At 59.7% G+C, this 14119-nt stretch carries 15 protein-coding genes and 1 tRNA gene; 4 read left to right on the forward strand and 12 right to left on the reverse strand.

The features are described from left to right. Nucleotides 1-111 precede the first annotated feature (111 nt). Complete coding sequence (locus tag ABAC402_RS40620; RefSeq protein WP_023448359.1) at nt 112-1245, forward strand: M23 family metallopeptidase; 1134 nt, start codon at nt 112-114, stop codon at nt 1243-1245. A gap of 184 nt (nt 1246-1429) precedes the next feature. After that, nucleotides 1430-2152, forward strand: coding sequence for a type 1 glutamine amidotransferase (locus ABAC402_RS24785; RefSeq protein WP_023448360.1), 723 nt, complete (start codon nt 1430-1432; stop codon nt 2150-2152). 43 nt (nt 2153-2195) lie between these two features. Here the strand turns inward: ABAC402_RS24785 and hemF are convergent, their stop codons facing one another. From hemF to ABAC402_RS24830, 9 genes are all read right to left on the reverse strand, one after another. Continuing rightward, nucleotides 2196-3080 (reverse strand): oxygen-dependent coproporphyrinogen oxidase, encoded by an 885-nt coding sequence (gene hemF / locus ABAC402_RS24790; protein WP_023448361.1) that lies wholly within the window; start codon nt 3078-3080, stop codon nt 2196-2198. A gap of 310 nt (nt 3081-3390) precedes the next feature. After that, nucleotides 3391-4038, reverse strand: coding sequence for a 3-oxoacid CoA-transferase subunit B (locus ABAC402_RS24795; RefSeq protein ID WP_023448363.1), 648 nt, complete (start codon nt 4036-4038; stop codon nt 3391-3393). Between the two features lie 159 nt (nt 4039-4197). Further along, complete coding sequence (locus ABAC402_RS24800; protein ID WP_031235201.1) at nt 4198-4917, reverse strand: CoA transferase subunit A; 720 nt, start codon at nt 4915-4917, stop codon at nt 4198-4200. A 133-nt stretch (nt 4918-5050) separates the two neighbouring features. Continuing rightward, nucleotides 5051-6271, reverse strand: coding sequence for an NAD(P)/FAD-dependent oxidoreductase (locus tag ABAC402_RS24805; protein WP_023448365.1), 1221 nt, complete (start codon nt 6269-6271; stop codon nt 5051-5053). After that, nucleotides 6271-7188 carry a bifunctional 5,10-methylenetetrahydrofolate dehydrogenase/5,10-methenyltetrahydrofolate cyclohydrolase gene (locus ABAC402_RS24810; RefSeq protein ID WP_023448366.1) on the reverse strand — a complete coding sequence of 306 codons (918 nt, stop codon included), beginning with the start codon at nt 7186-7188 and terminating at the stop codon, nt 6271-6273. Before ABAC402_RS24810 ends, ABAC402_RS24805 begins: the two co-directional genes overlap by 1 nt. Before the next feature lie 44 nt (nt 7189-7232). Continuing rightward, nucleotides 7233-8048, reverse strand: a complete 816-nt coding sequence (gene hutG, locus ABAC402_RS24815; RefSeq protein ID WP_031235202.1) for an N-formylglutamate deformylase — start codon at nt 8046-8048, stop codon at nt 7233-7235. A gap of 32 nt (nt 8049-8080) precedes the next feature. After that, nucleotides 8081-8836, reverse strand: a complete 756-nt coding sequence (locus ABAC402_RS24820) for a class I SAM-dependent methyltransferase (RefSeq protein ID WP_023448368.1) — start codon at nt 8834-8836, stop codon at nt 8081-8083. Beyond that, nucleotides 8836-9639: a family 16 glycosylhydrolase gene (locus tag ABAC402_RS24825; RefSeq protein WP_023448369.1), complete on the reverse strand. Its 804-nt coding sequence runs from the start codon at nt 9637-9639 to the stop codon at nt 8836-8838. The genes ABAC402_RS24820 and ABAC402_RS24825 overlap by 1 nt, the downstream gene beginning before the upstream one ends. Nucleotides 9640-9701: 62 nt before the next feature. Then, nucleotides 9702-10160, reverse strand: coding sequence for a hypothetical protein (locus ABAC402_RS24830; RefSeq protein ID WP_155847305.1), 459 nt, complete (start codon nt 10158-10160; stop codon nt 9702-9704). A gap of 192 nt (nt 10161-10352) precedes the next feature. Between ABAC402_RS24830 and ABAC402_RS24840 the strand changes: the two genes are divergently transcribed. Beyond that, nucleotides 10353-12155 carry a monovalent cation:proton antiporter-2 (CPA2) family protein gene (locus ABAC402_RS24840; protein WP_023448372.1) on the forward strand — a complete coding sequence of 601 codons (1803 nt, stop codon included), beginning with the start codon at nt 10353-10355 and terminating at the stop codon, nt 12153-12155. Between the two features lie 3 nt (nt 12156-12158). Here the strand turns inward: ABAC402_RS24840 and ABAC402_RS24845 are convergent, their stop codons facing one another. After that, nucleotides 12159-12374, reverse strand: coding sequence for a hypothetical protein (locus ABAC402_RS24845; protein ID WP_023448373.1), 216 nt, complete (start codon nt 12372-12374; stop codon nt 12159-12161). Between the two features lie 86 nt (nt 12375-12460). Here ABAC402_RS24845 and ABAC402_RS24850 point away from each other — a divergent pair, with 86 nt between their 5' ends. Beyond that, nucleotides 12461-13114, forward strand: a complete 654-nt coding sequence (locus ABAC402_RS24850) for a hypothetical protein (protein WP_023448374.1) — start codon at nt 12461-12463, stop codon at nt 13112-13114. A gap of 153 nt (nt 13115-13267) precedes the next feature. On the opposite strand, the gene ABAC402_RS24855 is transcribed toward ABAC402_RS24850, so the two are convergent. Together ABAC402_RS24855 and ABAC402_RS24860 are read right to left on the reverse strand one after the other, a co-directional pair. Continuing rightward, nucleotides 13268-13342 (reverse strand) — tRNA-Val (locus ABAC402_RS24855). Nucleotides 13343-13366: 24 nt separating this feature from the next. Further along, a complete protein-coding gene (locus ABAC402_RS24860) occupies nt 13367-14077 on the reverse strand; it encodes an HAD-IA family hydrolase (protein WP_023448375.1) in 711 nt (236 codons plus the stop codon). Nucleotides 14078-14119 lie beyond the last annotated feature (42 nt).

Here is a 14119-nt window from a genome sequence, read left to right on the forward strand (position 1 = left end):
TCATAGCTTGGCAAGGGCGACAGCAGCTTAAGTGCACGTTTGCGCCAAATAATACCTGTATCCCGACATTGTAGCGTCTCGTTCCCCCACCAGTTATCTGAGGAGAGTCGAATGAACAGTCCCGTTATCGGCGCGGTGTGCTTGGCCGCGTTGCTGACCGCCGGCGTGGCCAACGCCCAGTCTTACGAAATGCCACTGCACGCCGAAGACCTGGCGGCCGGCGAACGCTATCGCACGGACACCCATGCCTCCGGAATTCAGTCCCTCGGCCGCGATATCGGCGCCAGGCGGTGGCTGGGAGATGGCAAGTGGTCGGGTCTGAAATCCGGTGTCGACGCCGATGCCGACGCCAAGAATCCCAAAAACACGTCCAACCTGATTTATGGCAAGCCTTTCTATGCCATGGAGGACGGCGAGGTTGTCGGCTGCTGGGCCAATGCGGTCGAAAATCCACGCCCGATACGCGGCGATGAAGACCCCAAGATGGCCAATCCGCCCTGGCACGCTTCGGACCTGAAAACCGGTTTGATGGCTGGCGGCGGCAACCACATCTGGGTGCTGCAGACCAACGGCGTATACGCCCTCTACGCCCACGCCGTTCCGGGCTCGATACCGGCCAGCGTTTGTCCCAACCGCGACGTTCGCTTCGCGAAGTCGCTCAGCTACAGCAACCGCTGGCCGGACGTTCATCCCAATGTCGAGATCAAGGCCGGAGTCACCCGTCCCAAGGTCAAGAAGGGCCAGAAGCTGGGCCTGGTCGGCAATTCCGGCTCGTCATCGGGCCCACACCTCCACGTCCATATGGAAAAAGATGGCAAGTCCCAGCCAATGAACTTCGCCCGCGGGATGACCACGCCGATCCTGGATGGCGGCACCGACATCAACGGGCCTTGGACACCGCTTAAGGGCAAGCCCCTGCCGGAAGGCAGGCTTCTGTTCTGGCCGCCGCATGCGCTTGGCTCGAAACTGACCTGGAACGGGACAGCCCAGGCCGATTTCCAGCGCGCCTTTGACCACTTCGCCGACAGCGGCTACTGGATGGACACCATCGTCTGCAAGGCCAAGAACGGTAAGATCAGCTACGACACCACCTGGTCGCCGGTGAAAAGCGACTGGAAAGGCTGGTTCGGTCTAAGCCAGGCCGGTTACGCGACGAAGAAGGCCGAAGCAGAAGGTCAAGGCATGAAAGAAACCTGGCACAATATCTGTAACGGGTCTCACTCCGCCGTCTTCAAGAAGTTGTAGGTTCTGCTGGCGCCGTTCCGACGGGACGGCGCCAGTTAAGGCATTGGAAACCGAACCGGCTAAGCATCGTCATAAAGCGTGATTTATCCCACCCTTGACGCACCCGCAAAACAGAACATCTTTAAGGTCTCAAGGCCCGGATCTTGCACAGGCTTTGTGTAGTTTGTAGACCTTCAGGACGGTCATGCGTCACGAATACATCGCCATTCTGGAAACCGGTGTGCCGCCGGCCGGTCTGGATCAGACCTACGGCACCTATGCTTCAATGTTCGCCAGCCTGCTGGCCGGCGATGGGCGCACGTTCAAGACCTTCCGCACGCTGGAAGGCGAACTGCCTGAACATCATCTCGATCTGAAGGGCGTGATCATTACCGGCTCGCCGTCTGGCGTCTACGAAGATGAACCGTGGATTCGCGACCTGATCGCCTGGCTGCGCGACCTCAAGCCTAGTGTGCCCGTGGTTGGCATCTGTTTCGGCCATCAGGTTATGGCCCAGGCCTATGGCGGCCACGTCGAAAAGTCGCCCAAGGGCTGGGGCGTCGGTCTCCACGAATACCATATTGCGGCCGGGGATGTCTGGGACGACCTGCTGGGTCGCCCCGCCGACGACGGCGCCATCCGCGTCGCCGTCACCCACCAGGACCAGGTAGTGAAGAAGCCCGACAATGCCGTCGTGCTGGCCGGTTCCGAGTTTACGCCACACGGCGCCCTCTACTACACCGACCGCAAGGGCCTGTCGTTTCAGTGCCATCCGGAATTCTGCGAGCGCTTCGCCAGTGACCTGCTGCTCAGCCGCCGCGGCATCCGGATCGATGCTGATCTTGTCGACCATGCGGTTGAGACCCTGAAGAAGCCGTCCAGCCGCAATCAGGTCCTCGGCGCCATTTCGCGTTTTCTCAACGCCTAGAGCGCAATCCGATAAAGTGTGCAGTACTTTATCGGATTGCGCTCTATGGCCACTTCACCACGGGGGGCATGGACGACATGATCGAGGCGACATTGCCGCCGGTCTTCAGCCCGAACAAAGTGCCGCGGTCGTACAGAAGGTTGAACTCGACATAGCGCCCGCGCTGGATCAGTTGCGCCTCGCGTTCGTCTTCGCTCCACGGCTGGCTCATTCGATTGCGCACGATCTGCGGGTATATGTCGAGGAAGGCCTCACCCACAGCCTGGGTAAAGGCGAAATCAGTGTCGTGGTCACCGCTGTTGAGGTGATCGTAGAAGATTCCGCCGATACCGCGTGGCTCGTTGCGGTGGGGCAGATGGAAATACGCGTCGCACCATGCCTTGAAGCGCTCGTAGTAACCCGGATCGAACCGGTCGCAGGCGGTCTTGAACGCGCCATGGAACAGAACCGCATCAGGCGCGTCCTGGTGACGATCGGCGGCCATCAGTGGCGTCAAATCGGCCCCACCTCCGAACCAGCTTTGCGTGGTGGTAATGAAGCGGGTATTCATGTGCACGGCCGGCACATGCGGATTGGTAAGGTGAGCGATCAGCGATATACCGGTTGCAAAAAAACGCGGGTCTTCAGCCGCGCCGGGAATCGACACGGCGAACTCCGGCGAAAACGTGCCGTGCACGGTTGAGATATGGACGCCGACTTTTTCAAACAGCCGGCCCTTGAGGATCGACATCTCGCCACCGCCGCCTTCGGCGCGGTCCCAGGGCGTGCGGACGAAACGGCCGGCATCGTCGCCATAGAGCGTCTCGGGGGCCTCATCCTCGAGCGCCTCGAAGGCGGCGCAGATGTTATCGCGCAGGGTGCGAAACCAGACGGCGGCAGCGGTCTGGCGGTGGTTGAGGCTATCAGTTGCAGTCGCGGCTTGGGTCATGGCGCCGCTATAAACTGCAATGCGGCGACAGCAAAGTGCCGAATTGCCACATCCTAAAGTCTTCTAATGAACCAAAATGACCTTATACCGGCCCGCGATAACCTGGACGCATGGCAGGTTGGCAAGCGCGCCAACATGTGTTTCTGGTACGCCCGAGCTAATGCGAGGAGCCCCAGGGACACCTGGAGGACGATGGGGATTCTACCTAACGTCGTCCCGCTCTCGCCTGCGCAAACGGTGTAATCTGTAAATCTGCGTCTTCTTTTGGGGCCGCTACCCAATGTAAGGCACGCCCCGAATACATAGAAATCTAAGGCTTAAGCTTTACGTCATACGCTGCTTCGGTGTGCGCGGCGATTTCCTCGAGCGTGACCTCGGGCGCCAGTTCGATAAGCACCAGGCCTGATCCGTCGGGCTTGACCTCGAACACGCCGAGATTGGTAATGATCAGATTGACCACCCGCGTACCTGTCAAAGGCAGGGTACAGGCCTTCAGCACCTTGGACTCGCCGTGTTTGTTGGCATGCTCCATGACCACGACCACGCGCTTGACGCCGGCGACCAGATCCATAGCGCCGCCCATGCCCTTGACCAGCTTGCCCGGGATCATCCAGTTGGCGATGTCGCCGTTTTCGGCCACCTCCATCGCGCCAAGTATGGTCAGGTTGATATGACCACCGCGGATCATGGCGAAGCTGTCCGACGACGAGAAATAGCTGGTCTCGTCCAACTCGGTGATGGTCTGCTTACCCGCATTGATCAGGTCGGGGTCAACCTCTTCTTCATACGGGAAGGCACCCATGCCGAGCATGCCGTTTTCCGATTGGAAGGTGACCGTCATCCCTTCAGGAATGTGGTTGGCGACCAGGGTCGGGATGCCGATACCCAGATTGACATAGTAGCCGTCCTGCAACTCTTTCGACGCGCGCTCGGCCAGTTGATCTCGTGTCCAGGGCATTAGATGGCCTCGCCTTTTTGTGTCGCGCTATCGCTGCGCTGTTTGAGCGCTGCGGCCAGTTGATCTCGTGTCCAGGGCATTAGTTGGCCTCGCCTTTTTGTGTCGCGCTATCGCTGCGCTGTTTGAGCGCTGCGGCCAGTTGATCTCGTGTCCAGGGCATCAGACGGTCTCCCGCACACGCACGGTGCGCTGCTCAATACGTTTCTCAGAAATCGCCTGCACGATGCGGTCGACATAGATGCCGGGCGTATGGATACTGTCGGGATCCAGCGAGCCGACCGGGACTATCTCCTCGACCTCGGCGACGCAGACCTTGCCGGCCGTCGCCATCATCGGGTTGAAGTTGCGCGCAGTCTTGCGGAAAACCAGGTTGCCGCGGGAATCGCCTTTCCACGCCTTTATGATGCTGAGGTCGGCGACCAGGCCGGTCTCCAGCACGTACTGGCGGCCATTAAAATCCTTGAGTTCCTTGCCATCGGCGACGATCGTGCCGACTCCGGTTGCGGTATAGAAGCCCGGAATACCGGCGCCGCCGGCACGGATACGCTCAGCCAAGGTGCCCTGCGGATTAAACTCCAACTCGAGTTCTCCGGCCAGATACTGCCGCTCGAACTCCTTATTCTCTCCGACATAGGAACTGATCATCTTGGCGATCTGGCGGCGGGTCAACAGTTGCCCCAGACCGAAACCGTCGACGCCGGCATTGTTGGAGATGACTGTTAAGCCCGTTGTACCGCTGTCGCGCAGGGCGGCAATCAGGTTTTCCGGTATGCCGCAGAGGCCGAAACCGCCGGACATGACGGTCATACCGTCGAACATCAGGCCTTCGAGCGCAGACATAGCGTCAGGAAAGACTTTGGGGGAGGTGGGTGTCGGCATCGGGTCCCTCTTATGTTTTGAGGCCGTGTACTGTCTTTGCGCGGTGAAGTCACGAAAAACTTGAACGATCGTTGAAATTTGTAGAGTCGCTCTCCCGGGGGAATAAAGCGCAAATTTGTGCGCTGCGGAAGAACTATTTTGCCAGATAGGATTTCAGCGACGCTTCTGCATCTGCCACAAGGATTTCATCCAGCACAACGCCGCGGGCGATCAGCAGTTTGGCGGCCATGAAGTCGCCGGGCTTATTGACACATTCGGCGGTCAGTAGGCGATTGTCGCCATCAAGATGGAAGACGCTGAAGGCACCGGTGGCCGGATCTCCGCGGACCACGGCGCGGGTATCGGGCCGCAGCAGTCCGGCGATCTGCAGCTTGACCTCGTACTGGTCGGACCAGAACCATGGCGCCTCGACCACCGGCGGCGTGTGACCCGTGATGGCCGCCGCCGCCTGCTTGGCCTGTTCCAGCGCATTGGGAACGCTTTCCAGGCGGAATCGGCCGTCATAAAACGGCAGGGTGCGCGAGGTGACATCGCCGACGGCAAAGACATTTGGTCGTGATGTCCGCGCCTGTTCGTCGACCACCACGCCGTTGGCGCAGGCGATCCCCGCTGCCTGGGCCAGTTCGTCGGCCGGCAGGGCGCCGATACCGACCAGGAGCAGGTCGAACGCATAGGTTCGACCGTCAGCCAGATGCACCACTTTTTCATCGCCGGCACCCAGGGACAGTTCGGTGACGAAGGCTTCTGTCATTAGCCGAACGCCCCGACCGGTGTGCGTATCGGTAAAGAAGTCCGACAGGACGCGCGATGCAACGCGGGCCAGAATGCGATGTTCGCGCTCGAAGATGGTAGCGTCACAGCCGAGATGCCGCGCGGAGGCGGCGACCTCGAGACCGATGTAGCCAGCACCGATCAGGCCAATACGATGACCCGGTTGCAGCGCGCCCTTTAGCCGCTCGGCATCTTCGATCGTGCGGAGCAAGTGGTGAGGGACGGTCTGGGTACCGGGGATATCGAACGGACGCGCCTTGGAGCCCGTAGCCAGGATCAGATGGTCGAACGACAGGGTTTCGCCGTCGCTTAACATCACACTTCCGTCTGAAATCGTGTTAATACGTATGTTTAACCGTGTCGCAATGCTTTGATCTGAATAAAAGTTTGCATTTCGTAGGTACACATCGTCCAGACCGGAATCGCCCTTCAGCCAGGCCTTGGATAGCGGTGGGCGCTGATACGGCAGATAGGGTTCAGCACCCACCAGGGTGATGTCGCCCCCGTAACCATACTGCCGCAGGAAACCGGCCGCGGCGCCACCGCCATGGCCGGCGCCGATAATAACGACCCCGCCGGGCATCAGACACCCTCCGGAATGGCCAGATGGTTCTGCAGACAAAACGCCTTGATGGTGTTGTTAAGCAGGCAAGCGATGGTCATCGGCCCGACCCCTTTCGGCACCGGCGTGATGGCCATGGCGTTCGCCTTGGCCGCTTCGAAATCGACGTCGCCGACCACTTTGGATTTCGGCCCCTCGGGCGTATCGACCTGGATCCGATTGATGCCGACGTCGATAACATAGGCGCCGTCCTTGACCCAGTTGCCCTTGACGAAGTGCGCCCGGCCAACCGCCGCAACCAGGATGTCGGCGCCGCGGCACACCTCGGCCAGGTTCTGAGTGCGCGAGTGGGCGATGGTGACGGTGCAGTCCTGGGCCAGCAGCAGTTGTGCCATCGGCTTGCCGACGATGTTGGAGCGGCCGACGATGACGGCGTTCTTGCCCGACAAGCGATCGCCGAACTTTTCGGCCGTGTCCTTCAGCAGCATCAGCGAGCCCAGCGGCGTACACGGCACGATACCATCCAGGCCAACGGCCAGCCGGCCCGCATTGGTGACATGGAAGCCATCGACATCCTTGTCGGGGTTGATGGCATCGATGACCTTAAGCGACGACATCTGCGCCGGCAAAGGCAATTGGACCAGGATGCCGTTGACTATTGGATCGCGATTGAGTTCGTCGACGAGGCGTAGCAACTCGTTTTCAGATGTCGTGTCGGGCAGTCGGATGGTGCGCGATTCCATGCCAATGGCCTGAGTCTGCTCGCCCTTGTTCTTGACGTAGATCTGCGACGCAGGGTCTTCGCCGACGATCACCACGACCAGGCAGGGCGTCTTGCCAGATATTTCCTTTAAATCAGAAACGTGCGCGGAAAGCTTTTCGCGCAAGGATTTAGCGTAGGCGGCGCCGTCGATTATGTGACCGCGGGTCGTGAGCATTGGGGGCCTTCCGTTCAGAAGACATTTCCATCAATATGGAAATGTTAGAGCGCCAATACAAGCGCGTCGATCAGAGGGCGCAGGGCCTTCGACAACGGTGCGGCGCGGGCCTCGTCATACAGGTGAGGGGTGTCCGAATTCAAGTAGCAATCCTGGACAATTTCGATTTGCAGCGCATGGATGTTTCGCGCCGGGTCGCCATAGTGCCGCGTGGTATAACCGCCCTTGAAGCGGCCATCCCGAACCTGAGTGTAACCTGTGAGGCCGTCACGCCAGGCATCGAGCACGGTCAGGAGGTGCGCACCCATGGTCGCGCCGGAATTGGTGCCGAAGTTGAGGTCGGGCAGACGGCCGTCGAACAGCGACGGGATCACAGGCCGAATGGAATGGGCGTCGATCAGCAGGACCCGTCCGTGCCGCTCTACCGCCCGGTCGAGCGCCTGGCGCAGGTGGTCGTGGTAGGGCCGGTACCAGGTCTCGCGACGACGCTCAATCTCTGCCGCGTCGGGCTCATCACCGTCCGGGTACAGCGGGTTGCGGTCGAAGTCGCTGAGGGGGCATAGTCCGGTCTCGAACTTGCCCGGATAGAGGTTGCCGCCGTTCGGATCGCGGTTCAGGTCGACGACATAGCGCGAATGGGTGGCGAACAGGGTGGTCGCCCCCAGATCGCGGGCGAAGTCGAACAGACGATGGACGTGGAAATCGGTCTCGCCCATCGCTCGGCCAGCGGCGGTCATCGTGTTGGCGAGGTCCAGCGGAATATGCATGCCGACGTGGGGCGCCGCCACGACCAGGGGGGCGTCGCCTTCGTGATAGTCGAAGAGCGGAACTTTGTCCGGATGCGGAGCACGGGCGGGCATGGTTTCATTTGAACCCTTCCGCGTCGGCCATGTCAAGGGCGGCCAGTTTTCAACGTCCCAACCTTGACGCTTAGTGGCCAGCGCAGGGCGTGGCGCTTCGCTGAATCGCCCCAAACCTTGGCCAGAACGGGCGTAAAAGCGTCAATCGGGTTTACGCCCGTCGCCTTTTCCATGCGTACCGTGGCTGACCAACTGCGGAAATAGCCGAGCAGCTGCGCCATGTCCCACTGTGCCGTCATGACAAAGGCCGGCGTCGCGAGGGTTTCGAACGGAAAGGCGAGGCTGGCATAGCCGGTCTCAGGATAGACCCGTTCGGGCGGCCAGTAGGGACCGACGACATCTTCATATAGCCGGCTTACCTCTGCAGCGATGGCAGGCGCGCCGTCGATTTCGAACACGCCATAGGTCCACACAGCGATGACGCCGTTGGGCTTTAAGACACGCCGAACCTCTGCATAGAAGGCATCGAGATCGAACCAGTGCAGGGCCTGGGCGACCGTGACCAGATCGGCTGAACTGTCTGCCAGGCCACTTAAGCAGGTTGCTACCCGATACGTGATGTTGTCGCGTTGCGGCGCCCGAGCGATTTGGTCGGCACTGAGATCGGTCGCAAGGACCTTGTGGAAATGCTCACTCAGCGCCAGCGAAGCCTGGCCGTTGCCGCAACCGGCATCCCACACCAGTTCACGCGCCGGGGCGACCTGGGCCAGCCACAGGAACAACCCCTTTGGATAGGTCGGACGCGACTGGGCGTAAGCCTCGGCGACGGTTGAGAAGTGGTCGGACATTACTTCTGGTAAACGCGGACATAGTCGATTTCAAACTTTGTTGGGAAGACCGCGTCGTCGACACCCTGTTGGCCGCCCCAGTTGCCGCCGATGGCGGTGTTCAGGATCAGATACTCCGGCACGTCATAGGGCCAAACCTCTTTTGAAGCATTCTTTGGCCGTTCGCGGTGGTAATAGGCCTTCCCGTCCAGCAGGAAGGTGATCGAGTCTTTCGTCCATTCGGCCTGGTAGTTATGAAACGATGTGCACGGATCGGCCAGTTCGGTCTTGCCGCCCTGGGGGGCGCCTTTCGCCACGGTATCAGCCGAATGTGTCGTTCCGTGGATGGTGGTTGGCTCATGGCCGACATATTCCATGATGTCGATCTCACCGGTATTGGGCCATTGTCCTGTGCCCAGCAGCCAGATCGCCGGCCATTGTCCCCGTCCGCACGGCAATTTGGCGCGGATATCGAAATAGCCATAGGTCCACTCTGCGCGGCCGCGGGTGACCAGACGCGTCGAACTGTAGTGCTGGCCGCCCCAGTCGCTGAGCATCGACAGGTCTTCCTTGCGCGCCTCGATGATAAGGTTACCGTTCTCGATGCGGCTGTTTTCGGCGCGATGGGCGGAATAGTACTGAGCTTCGTTGTTGTACCAGCCGTCCTTGTTGCGGTCGACGTCATAGCTCCACTTGGCCGGGTCGGGCGCGGTGCCTTTGTCGAACTCGTCCGACCAGACCAGCTTATAGCCCTTGGGCGGTTCGGCACAGGCGGCTGAGGCGAAACAGGCGACGGCCAGCGTGGCGGCGAGAACGGATTTCATGACATATACTCCCTGACGTTTTGATGATGCTAGCAGGTCTTGCGCCTGCAAAACCTACAAAGTCAATCGTGCGGCTGTTGTCCATTGTAGGCCGCCGGGTGACTGGGAGATTCGCAGTTGGGGTTCCAGATTTTCCATTCGAAATGCGTAGCCCTCCGCAAGGCGTTCTCCGGATCCTGTGGATTGTTCTTGGTTACGCGCATATTGCCGTCATCGAGGTGGGCGGCGATAAAATGCGGCTTCGAATCGATGAATTTTCCTGTGACGACAAATCGCCTGAGGCCGGTATAGGCACGCAAACTGTTCCTGCCGTTGATATATCCACATACGGCAAAATCCCGGCCATCGTCCTTGCGTGCCACAAAGGCAGGCCCAAATTTTGCGGAAGGAGGATTGTAAAGCTGTCGCCTGGCTATACTCCGGCCCTCCATGATCATGTTTTCATCGGACGCAGGGTTGCCGCACGCCACCAGGGAACTGACTGCAAGAATGATCACCGCCGTGGTGATTGCTTTGTGCATCTACATTTTCCCTGTGCCGGGCGGAAGAATGCGGCTCGCGCCGCGCCGCGGGTATAGCGATAACCGTGCGGACAACCTGCTCCGTAGTACCGATATTGACTGTTTCGTCGTCGTCGTTCAAGCCAAAGCCTTGCGCTGCCCGTTCCAGGCCCTAGATTGGGCCGGGCGATTCAAGGGAAGGTTTGCTGCGACATGAATTTCAACTTTCTGCTCAGTGTCTTCGTCTTCCTGCTGGCGGGCTGTATTGTCGTGCCTCTGGCGCAGAGGCTGAAGCTGGGATCGGTCCTCGGCTACCTTATCGCCGGTGTTATCCTCGCGCCGTTTATCTCCGGCATTGTCGGCGACTCGGAACGCGTGATGCATTTCGCCGAGTTCGGCGTCATCATGATGATGTTCCTGATCGGCATGGAGCTGGAACCGGCCATCCTGTGGCGGCTGCGCAAGTCGATTCTCGGCCTGGGCGGTCTGCAAGTCCTGCTGACCTCTCTGGCCCTGATGGCGGTCGGCATCGCGATCGGCTTTCCGTGGCAGCCGTCCCTGGCCGTCGGCATGGCGCTGTCCATGTCCTCGACCGCCCTGGTCATGCAGATGCTGCGTGAAAAGAACCTGACCCATTCCCTGGTCGGGGAAACCTCGTTCGCCGTCCTGCTGTTCCAGGACATGGCGGTCATTCCCATCCTGATCATCATTCCGCTGCTGGCGATGGCCGGAGTCCACGCGGATGCCTCGCACAGCCTCATCGCGCACTGGCCGGCCTGGCTGCAGCCGGTGGCCGTCATCGCTGTCGTTGCGGCCGTCATCATCGCCGGAAGGTATGGTTCGCGTTTTATCTTCCAGGTCATCGCCCGCGCCAACCTGCGCGAAGTTTTCACCGCGGCCTCCCTGGCCCTGGTCGTCGGCGTTACGCTTTTGATGGAACTCGTCGGCGTCTCGCCGACGCTCGGCGCCTTTATTGCCGGCGTCGTGCTGGCCAATTCAGAATATCGTCGAACGATCGAGACCGATGTCGAGCCGTTCAAGGGCCTGCTGCTGGGGCTGTTCTTCATCTCGGTCGGCATGGGCATGGACTTCAACATCCTGGCCCAAAACCCGTTCGCCATGATCGCCGCCGTCCTGGGTTTGATGGTGCTCAAGGGCATCATCCTGTTCGTCCTGGCCGAGCGCTTCGGCGTCGGCGGCCCTCAGGGACTAGGCCTTGCCATCGGCCTGTCGCAGGGGGGAGAGTTCGCCTTCGTCTTGCTGAACCTGATCGGTGGTCAACTGCACCTTATCGACAAGGATACCCAGCGTTTCGTCACCCTGGTCGTCGCGCTGTCGATAGCGATGACGCCGATCCTGGTGGCCCTCTACAGCAAGTTCATCCTGCCGCGCTTCCTAAGTCAGTTGCCGGAACGGGACTACGACACGATCGATGAGCATCATCCGGTGATCATCGCCGGTTTCGGCAGGTTCGGTCAGATTGTCGGCCGTTTCCTCATCGGACAGGGCGTGCCGGTCACCGTTCTGGAGAAGAATCCCGACCAGATAGAATTGCTGCGCAAGTTCGGTTCGAAGGGCTATTTCGGCGACGCAACACGGCTGGACCTTCTGCGTTCGGCAGGGGCAGCCGAGGCGCGGATGCTTGTGGTGGCCGTCGACGACGCCGATAGCGCGCTGGAGATCGTCAAACTTGCCAGGGCGCACTTTCCAAAGCTGAAAATCTTTGCCCGAGCCCGCAACCGCCGCCACGCCTACGAACTGGATCGGGCGGGTGCCGACTATTACCATCGCGAGACGCTGGACTCATCGCTGTCCCTGGCGCGCGAAGCCATGGTTGCCCTGGGCCGCGACCGTGCCGAGGTCGAGCGCAAGGCGCGCCTGTTCCTGCAACACGATATTGCTACGCTGAAGAAGTCGTTCGAATTCTTCGACAGCGAGCCGGACCTGATCAACTTCGCCAAGCTTAGCCGTGAGGAATTAGAAGGAATTCTGAGAGAAGACAAGCAGGATGGGTAAGCATTATCTGGCGTTACGATACTTGTTTTTCACACGTTCAGTGTCGGCGGCTGTGGCAAAGTCGTCGCTCTCTGCCGCAGCTATGCCCCGCGCTACCTTTTTCAAGAATTGCTCCTGCCACTTCTGCGAATAGCCTTTATTGAGCGTATCCGCGATCACCTCAGATGCGGCAGCCCCTGGGGCGCGGTGGGTCATTGCAACGGTCATGTTGGCGATCATACGTTCCTGGTCGCATCATACATATGAATGGGAAGTTTTCGCAGATTCTCGCATGCTGTATGTGACATTATTTCAGGACTGGAACTATGAGAACCGAAGCCTACACACCCGATGCCATCTGTGAATCGCTTGGCGTCGGCAAATTCGATTTGCCATGGCAGAAGGGGCAGCCATGGAAGCAATTGCGTATTCTTCTGTGCCCGTCATTTGGTCCCGAAGTCTTTCTGAATCTTTGGGAAGCCGACGGCAAAGCTATGGCGAGAGTCGTTGTCGGACGCACCCAGATATGGAACCTTCCGTCGCCCGGACGTGTAACGTCGGACCATTCCGTCAATGAATTGACGGACACCACCTTTGATCAGATTGAACGCCATTTTAGATTGGCCCTTGTTGAGCCATCTCCTTCCGTCGTGACGATCGACGGGATGCGGGTGCACATTCTCCTCAAGAGTGCGATGAGTACTATTCAGATAAAGGACAATCCTGGCCGGTCGAAGCTGGGCGAATATCTGGCTGCGACGATTGAACGCCTCTACTATTCAACGAACAATCAGCGATGCCGCAATGGCCTCGCTCAAGCAGGCAGCTATGTCGAAATGAAGCTTGCATCGACGCCCGAGAAAGACCTTGAAGAGGTCAGCACGATTATGGTTGTCGGCGCACCCGATGAGCAAGCGGAAATGCTTGAGGCTATTGCGGTGGTCGCCGTCCGCGCAGAAGCGGGAGGCGACGAAGCATAAGCTAAAAGAGGGTGGACTTAACAGGTCGGAACTGTAGACGGAGCGAAGCGACTAGCGACCAAGTGGGAGTGCAGGCTGCGCGCCGCCGAGAGGCGAAGCCTCTAAGCGCCAAGCAAGAAAATCATTCTCAGATTTTCGCAGAAAACTTGGAAATGGTGGACGCGACAGGGATTGAACCTGTGACCCTTCGCGTGTGAAGCGAATGCTCTCCCGCTGAGCTACGCGTCCATCCAATATCGGGGAAGGGCGCTTCTAGCGCGCGACTTCGCCGGTGGCAAGCGGGTTTAGCGAATTTGCACAGGCTTTCACCGCCGCCACCAGTTCGCTGTAGTGGTCGATGAACACCGTTGCCGACAACTCACGGATCGGCCGCTCGGAATAGCCGAACGTCACCAGGATCGACGGTACGCCGGCATTCTGGGCTGTTAGGAAATCCGTCTCGCTGTCGCCGATCATGATGACCCGGGCGATATCGCCGCCCATATCGTCGATACAGGCCAGCAGATGCCCGGCCGCCGGCTTCTTGTCCTCGACCGAGTCCGCGCCCCGATTGCTGCCGAAACGCGCTGTCAGGCCCAGCTTCTCGATCAGCAACACCGACAGCCGTGTATGTTTGTTGGTGCAGACGCAGAACCGGGCGCCGGCCGCTTCCAACTCATCCAAAGCCGCCACCAATCCCTCGAATGGCCGCGTCAGGGTGTCGATATCGACCTCGTATAGTTGCAACAACCGCGCCAGCAGTGGCGCTTCGGCCTCGGGCGCTAATGGATGTCCGGCCAGTCGAAACGCTTTGCGCACCAGTTCCATGGCGCCTCGGCCGATCATCGGGCGGGCGTCATCGAGGTGGAACGGGGTAATGCCTTGCTCTTGCAACACCTTGTTCAGGGCCGAAATGATGTCCGGCGCGCTGTCGACCAGGGTGCCGTCCAGGTCGAAAGCCAGAATATAGCCGTCCAGGTTCATTTAACCCTACCTCCAGGTTGCGATCGCAACCTGGCAGGGGCG

Source organism: Asticcacaulis sp. AC402 (assembly GCF_000495835.1).
In the GTDB taxonomy this organism is placed as follows: Bacteria; Pseudomonadota; Alphaproteobacteria; order Caulobacterales; family Caulobacteraceae; genus Asticcacaulis.

Bases quoted from the DNA above. Each gene is read 5' to 3' on its own strand.
- ABAC402_RS40620 (WP_023448359.1), top strand. From the start codon at position 112: ATGAACAGTCCCGTTATCGGCGCGGTGTGCTTGGCCGCGTTGCTGACC.
- ABAC402_RS24785 (WP_023448360.1), top strand. From the start codon at position 1,430: ATGCGTCACGAATACATCGCCATTCTGGAAACCGGTGTGCCGCCGGCC.
- hemF (WP_023448361.1), bottom strand. From the start codon at position 3,080: ATGACCCAAGCCGCGACTGCAACTGATAGCCTCAACCACCGCCAGACC.
- ABAC402_RS24795 (WP_023448363.1), bottom strand. From the start codon at position 4,038: ATGCCCTGGACACGAGATCAACTGGCCGAGCGCGCGTCGAAAGAGTTG.
- ABAC402_RS24800 (WP_031235201.1), bottom strand. From the start codon at position 4,917: ATGCCGACACCCACCTCCCCCAAAGTCTTTCCTGACGCTATGTCTGCG.
- ABAC402_RS24805 (WP_023448365.1), bottom strand. From the start codon at position 6,271: ATGCCCGGCGGGGTCGTTATTATCGGCGCCGGCCATGGCGGTGGCGCC.
- ABAC402_RS24810 (WP_023448366.1), bottom strand. From the start codon at position 7,188: ATGCTCACGACCCGCGGTCACATAATCGACGGCGCCGCCTACGCTAAA.
- hutG (WP_031235202.1), bottom strand. From the start codon at position 8,048: ATGCCCGCCCGTGCTCCGCATCCGGACAAAGTTCCGCTCTTCGACTAT.
- ABAC402_RS24820 (WP_023448368.1), bottom strand. From the start codon at position 8,836: ATGTCCGACCACTTCTCAACCGTCGCCGAGGCTTACGCCCAGTCGCGT.
- ABAC402_RS24825 (WP_023448369.1), bottom strand. From the start codon at position 9,639: ATGAAATCCGTTCTCGCCGCCACGCTGGCCGTCGCCTGTTTCGCCTCA.
- ABAC402_RS24830 (WP_155847305.1), bottom strand. From the start codon at position 10,160: ATGCACAAAGCAATCACCACGGCGGTGATCATTCTTGCAGTCAGTTCC.
- ABAC402_RS24840 (WP_023448372.1), top strand. From the start codon at position 10,353: ATGAATTTCAACTTTCTGCTCAGTGTCTTCGTCTTCCTGCTGGCGGGC.
- ABAC402_RS24845 (WP_023448373.1), bottom strand. From the start codon at position 12,374: ATGATCGCCAACATGACCGTTGCAATGACCCACCGCGCCCCAGGGGCT.
- ABAC402_RS24850 (WP_023448374.1), top strand. From the start codon at position 12,461: ATGAGAACCGAAGCCTACACACCCGATGCCATCTGTGAATCGCTTGGC.
- ABAC402_RS24860 (WP_023448375.1), bottom strand. From the start codon at position 14,077: ATGAACCTGGACGGCTATATTCTGGCTTTCGACCTGGACGGCACCCTG.